This is a genomic window from Streptomyces kebangsaanensis (assembly GCF_001906585.1).
GTDB lineage: Bacteria > Actinomycetota > Actinomycetes > Streptomycetales > Streptomycetaceae > Streptomyces > Streptomyces kebangsaanensis.
The window spans coordinates 9,560-15,003 of record NZ_JUJA01000082.1; the positions used below are offsets into that span (position 1 = coordinate 9,560).

Annotated in this window: 6 protein-coding genes; 2 read left to right on the forward strand and 4 right to left on the reverse strand. The window is 71.4% G+C overall.

From position 1 onward, the window contains the following. Positions 1 to 179: 179 nt before the first annotated feature. On the reverse strand, positions 180 to 1,277 hold the full coding sequence (locus RH94_RS12155; RefSeq protein WP_073947621.1) for an integrase: 1,098 nt from the start codon (positions 1,275 to 1,277) through the stop codon (positions 180 to 182). A gap of 176 nt (positions 1,278 to 1,453) precedes the next feature. On the opposite strand from RH94_RS12155, the gene RH94_RS38720 reads away from it, so the two are divergent. Together RH94_RS38720 and RH94_RS40710 are read left to right on the forward strand one after the other, a co-directional pair. Continuing rightward, positions 1,454 to 1,687, forward strand: coding sequence for an FUSC family protein (locus RH94_RS38720; RefSeq protein ID WP_267893358.1), 234 nt, complete (start codon positions 1,454 to 1,456; stop codon positions 1,685 to 1,687). 7 nt (positions 1,688 to 1,694) lie between these two features. Beyond that, positions 1,695 to 2,513 (forward strand): aromatic acid exporter family protein, encoded by an 819-nt coding sequence (locus RH94_RS40710; RefSeq protein ID WP_158073045.1) that lies wholly within the window; start codon positions 1,695 to 1,697, stop codon positions 2,511 to 2,513. Here the strand turns inward: RH94_RS40710 and RH94_RS12165 are convergent, their stop codons facing one another. The 3 genes from RH94_RS12165 to RH94_RS12175 all read right to left on the reverse strand — a co-directional run bounded on the left by RH94_RS12165 (position 2,514) and on the right by RH94_RS12175 (position 5,351). Beyond that, a complete protein-coding gene (locus RH94_RS12165) occupies positions 2,514 to 3,560 on the reverse strand; it encodes a glucose 1-dehydrogenase (protein ID WP_073947622.1) in 1,047 nt (348 codons plus the stop codon). Next, entirely contained in the window at positions 3,557 to 3,889 is a 333-nt protein-coding gene (locus RH94_RS12170; protein WP_073947623.1) for an aldose epimerase family protein, read from the reverse strand. The genes RH94_RS12165 and RH94_RS12170 overlap by 4 nt, the downstream gene beginning before the upstream one ends. A 454-nt stretch (positions 3,890 to 4,343) precedes the next feature. Next, the gene (locus RH94_RS12175) at positions 4,344 to 5,351 is read right to left on the reverse strand and encodes an IS110 family RNA-guided transposase (RefSeq protein WP_073947624.1); all 1,008 of its coding nucleotides are present in this window, start codon (positions 5,349 to 5,351) and stop codon (positions 4,344 to 4,346) included. Positions 5,352 to 5,444 lie beyond the last annotated feature (93 nt).

Genomic DNA, 5,444 nt, shown 5'->3' on the forward strand with positions numbered 1-5,444 from the left:
AGCCGGCCGGCCGGTTCTGGTTCGCCGCCCTCTGCGGGCTGATACCCCGACGGTGCCGGCGCGAGGTCTTCCCGGTCACCCCCGCCACCCTGCTCGCCTGGCATCGCAGGTTCATCGCCACCAAGTGGGACTGCACCGCACGCCGACGCTGCCCTTGCCGAAAACCGCATCCATGCTGGTCAGGCCGCATGCCGGTACGCGTGGAGGGTGCCGCCGAGTCGGCCCCGTCGTCGTATGTCCAGGTGGGCGATCCGGTCCGGGTCCTCGCTCGGGGCGGGCAGCGGGTGGAGGGGCCGCGCGTTCGCGCGGCCCCGGTGCGGCCGGTGCCCGTTGCAGAACGTCCCGGACGCGCGCAGGGCGTGCCGGAGGTGGCGCCGGTCCCGGAGCAACGTGCGGTCCGGCAGCTCTTGCCGGCAGGTCTGCACCCACCGCTCCATGACCGGGTTCATGCGCGGCATCCGGACGCCGCCGAGCACCACCTGGATGCCCGCGTCGTTCAGGACGGTGTCGAAGAGCCCGGGGAACGTGCCGTCCCGGTCCCCGATGGGGTAACGCACCCGGCATCCCGCGTCCTCCAGGTCCATGACGAGATTCCGCGCGGTCCGGGCCCCCCGGGACGCGGCCGGATGTGCGGTGGCGCCCCGGACACGGATCCGGCGGTTGGCATGCTCGATCACCGCGAACACGTACCACCGGGCCCCGGGCAGGGTGACGGCCTCGAAGCAGGCGCGGGCCGGCAGGGCGTCGGCCGGGGAGCGCAGGAAGCCGGCCCAGGTACTGGAGGCTCGTTGGGGGGCCGGTTCGATCCCGGCCTCCTGCAGGATCTCCCCTGCCGTGGACGCGGCCCCCTGCACCCCGAGCACGAGCAGCTCGCCATGCGGCCTCCGGTAGCCCCGGTGGGGATTCTCCCCGGCCGGGCGCGGGACCAGCACGCGGATCGAGCGCGCGGTGCGCGGCCGGCCGCCGCGCCTGGGCCGGGACCGGGCGGCGTGCCGGCGGACGATCAGGTCGCGGTGCCGGCGCAGGACCGTGTCCGGCCGGACCAGCAGCCGCATCCGGCGCAGCACCTCGCGGGCCACGCCGTGGAGCAACGACGCCGGCAACGCCCGGTCGCCGGTGTCGAACCGGACCCGCTGCCCGTCCAGATGCCGCTCCAGGACGGCAATCCAATGACGCAGGGCCAGGATCTCGACATCCCTCTCCCGGCCGCGCACCGGCAGCGGTCGCAGCATCGCGAAGGTGTTCGGCACGCCCGGGTACGCCAGTCTCAACAGCACGGCCGATCACCATGCCGCCCTCACCGTCCCCCGGGCGAGAGCGCCGACGCGGGTGACCACGGGCGGCACCGAAACCCACACCCACCTGCACGGATGAGGTTATCGGCAAGGGCAAGGTCACGGCAGGACTGTGGCCGGTCGTCCAGCAGACCGCCGCGGCGAGCGCGGCCTGGTCGATCGCCAGGCATCTCGTGGACCACCGGCTGCCGTTCTTCGCGCCGGTCGCAGCCGTCGTCGCACTCAACGCCGCGCGGAGGGAACGGGGCGTCAACGCGGTACGGCTGCTTCTCGGGGTCGTGGTCGGCATCCTCGCCGCGGACGCGGCAGTGGCCGTGCTGCACCACGGGTACGGGGCGCTCGCGGCAGCCACCTTCGTGGCCATGCTGGTCGCGCTCGCCGTTGGGCGGTGAATGGATCGTGATCGCCCAAGCGGCCGTCAGCGCCATCCTAGCGGTGACCGTGGGAGGCGGAGCAGGGCCGCAACGCCTGACCGACGCGCTGATCGGAGCGGGCGTGGCACTGCTGTTCAGCCAGCTCATCTTCCCGGCCGAGCCAGTGATGCTGCTGCGTCGTGCGGAGGCGGCCGCCCTGACGGGCCTCACCAGCCTCCTACGCCACACCGCTGAAGCACTTGAGCGCAACGATCAAACACTCAACGACCGGGTGGCCCAGCACTTGCCCGCCGCCCGCGACACGCTGTCCGACCTCGCACACGTCCGCCTGAGCAGCAGCGCAATCGCACGTCACTCACCCATCTGGTGGAGGCGCGGCTCACCGGTCCTGCACGAGTGCCACAACGCAGGACGACTCGACCTGCTGGGCACGAGTTGCCTCATGCTCGCGCGCATCGCCACCGCCCACCGCGTCGGCGACAGCAAGCACCTGGACACGTCGGCCCCGGCCGTACGTGAGCTGGCCGACATCCTGGAGACGCTCACCCGCGCGCCGGAGGATCACGACACCCGGCAAAGGGCCGCCCAGCGCGCCCTCGACGTCATACGCCGCCTCGAGGCACCGGGCAGCGCGAAGGACGCGCGCCCGACTGTGCTTCGCCTGGCCGTGCAGCTGACAGCCACCGACGTCGTCGCCTTCGCCGGCGTCGCCCCCGCCACCGCCGTGGAAGCCGCGCGAATCGCCCGAACCGCCCCCGAGCAGTCACACGACCTGCAAGTCCGCGCCCCACCCTCGACCCCCCTGACCCGCCTTCGCCGAAGACGCCCCCGTCCAGAACGGTGATCAGGACTTGAGGTCCACGACGACCTTGACGTCATCGCCGCCCTTGTGCAGGCCGTCGGAGAACCGGCCCATGGGCACCCTGCGGGTGATGACCCGCTCGAGCCAGCTCCGATCGGCCTTCGCCAGCGCATCGGCAGCCTGCTGGTAGTGACGACGACCCGCGTTGACCGATCCGAAAACCACCGTGTTCTCCAGCACCAGCTCCCTGTTCACCTCGTCCAGCCCCACCTCTGCCGCTCGCCGGCCGGAGGAGATACCGGTCAGACAGATGACGGCATCGGGCGCCACGATCTTCGTCAGCGCGAAGACCAGCGGCCCGGCACCCGTGCACTCGACGACCACGTCAGGCATTACGGCGATGTCCCGCACGTCACCGGTGTGGAAGGTGGCGCCCAGGTCGGCGACAAGCTGACCCTTCGGACCGCGGTCATTGAGATCCAGGACATGGGTCTGCAGGCCGCGCTGCACCGCCAGCAGGGCGGCGAACAGGCCGATCGGCCCGGCGCCGGTCACCAGCGCCACCCGGGGCCGCCACGAGGCTCGGTGGAAGATGCGTTCCGTCTGCTCCCATGCCTTGGCCAGCACCGATGCGGGTTCCAGGAGAACCCCGCAGTCGCCGAGCCGCGGATCGAGCCGGACCGCGTACTCCGGCTCGATCCGCCAGCGCTGGGAACCGAAGCCGTCCCGCTCCTTGATCCCTCGCTCCGTGTACCGGCCATTGCGGCAGAAGTCCCACTCACCGTGCGAGCACGGCGGGCACGGCACCGGGTCGGGACGCCGCACGATGCCCGCGACCAGGTCACCCCGCGCGAAGCCACTTCCCGCGGGGGCCTCCATCACCTCGCCGAGGGACTCGTGCCCGATCACCAGGCGATCCCGGCCCGGTGGCGGTGAGCCGTAGCCGCCCTCCACGATGTCGACGTCAGTGCCGCAGATGCCGAGCAGCCGCCCTTCCACGAGCAGCGCCCCCTGGGACGGGTCGGGTTCGCTGACGTCACTCACCGCCACCGGGCCGGGTTCGCCCGGAACCACGGTGATCGCCTTCATGCCGTGCCCTCCTTCACACTTGGATCGATGCCCCACCGCGCCTGGTGCGTCTGTCCCGGCTCCAGGGTGATCAGCCCCTCACCGGAGTTGAACGCATCCGGCGCGCACGTCATCGGCTCCACACCCAGACCGGTACGCCGCCGATCCGCTTCGGAGAGTGTGTCGCCGGTGAAGACCTCGATGTAGGGGTACGCGTCATCAACCCACAGGGTGACGGCCCGTCCTTCGCCGCGAACGAGCCGGACCCGTGCCCTGCCATCGGCATCGCGCCGCAGCTGCGTATACGCCACGTCGATGTGCCGGTCACCCAGCGGCTGCTGTTTCCGCACCCATGAGGGCTGGGCCTGTCAAGGGGCGTGGACGGTCCCCGCCTGCGGCTTTCCGGTGGGATGCCGGGGCGTTTCTCTCGTGAGTCTTCCTCGCGGTCTTCGTTCGGGGACCGCCGCGTGGGAGGGGTCCAGTTGGAGCGCCCGGAGCCCCGTGAGGAACGAGCGGGGCGAGGACGAACGAGCTGGAGGCCGACGAGTGGCGGTCGACCATGGATGCCGAGGAAGCGTCACGGATGTTCACCGCTGCGGTCGTTGACATCCCCGGTGCCGGCTGGTCGACGGAGTGGTCTCACAAGCACCCATTCGGCGCCTGACCGTGCGGTCGGCGCCATGACCGTGGTACGGGGATCCGGGCTGCTCAATCAGGTCATCGAGCGCGGCCGTGGGGCCGTCTCATGCGGAAACGCGAGCGCACCCGGGGTCTGTGGCCGCCGGCGGCGGTTGTCTGCTGGGGTCATCGGACCTCCTGCCGGTCCGGCCGGGCCGGGACGGCCTGCAGCAGGTGATAGGCCCGCGTGAGCAGGCGACGGGCGATCGCGATGGTGGCGATCTTCTTGCCGCGGCGATGGGCGAGGCGCTGGTAGGCGACGGCGAACTCCGGCGACCGCTTCGCGGTCTGCGCGGCCTCGCACAGGATCCACCGCAGCCAGTCGGAGCCCTGCTTGGAGATGTGCCCGTGCCGCACGGTCAGGTCCGAGGCGCGGACGGTGGGGGTCAGGCCGGCCCAGGCGGCCAGCTTACGGGCGGAGGGGAAGCGGCTGACGTCGCCGACCTCGGCCACGATCATCAGGGCGGTGAGCGTGCCCACCCCGGGCAGCCGGGTGAGCGCGGCCACCCTCGGATCGCCCCGTGCCTGCGCGAGCAGCTGCCGGTCGAGGGCGTCGATCGGTTCTTTGAGGGCGTCCATCAGGGCCAGGAGGTCGTCGACCACGCGGCGTGAGGCGTCCGGCAGGTCGAGGCCGTCGAGCCAGACGCGGCCCGGTGCGGTGAAGTAGCCGCCGGGGCGGTCGCAGCCGTGATCCGCCAGGACGGCGTGGATGCGGTTGCGCAGCAGGGTGCGCAGACGCACCAACTGGCAGCGGTGGCGCAGCAGGGCCCGCTGCTGGCGCACCTGAAGCGGGGCGATCCACGCCTCCGGCAGCAGGTCGGCGCGCAGCAGCTGGGCGAGGGTCGCCGCGTCCACCTTGTCGTTCTTCAGGCGTGCGGAGGCGATGGCCTTGCAGCGCAGCGGATGGACCAGGTGGGGCTCGAAGCCGTAGTCCTCCAACAACTGGACCAGCCAGCCCCAGCCGTAGGCGGCCTCGAAGGCCACCGGGGCACCGATCGGAAGATCCCCGATCACGGAGAGCACCGGCTTGACCCCGTTGAGCACGTTCCGGTTCATCCGCACCGCACCGTCATGATCGACGACCGCGATCTGCGACCGCTTGCGGTGCATGTCGATACCGACGTAGACAGACATTGAGGGCCTCCTTCCTGAGCTCGCACATACCCGGACGATAGGAACCGCCGGGCTGAGCAGGGAAGGGGGCCCGGCCCTCATAGGATCAGGTCA

Coding starts and splice junctions, on each gene's coding strand:
- RH94_RS12175 (WP_073947624.1), bottom strand. CDS start 5,351: ATGTCTGTCTACGTCGGTATCGACATGCACCGCAAGCGGTCGCAGATC.
- RH94_RS12165 (WP_073947622.1), bottom strand. CDS start 3,560: ATGAAGGCGATCACCGTGGTTCCGGGCGAACCCGGCCCGGTGGCGGTG.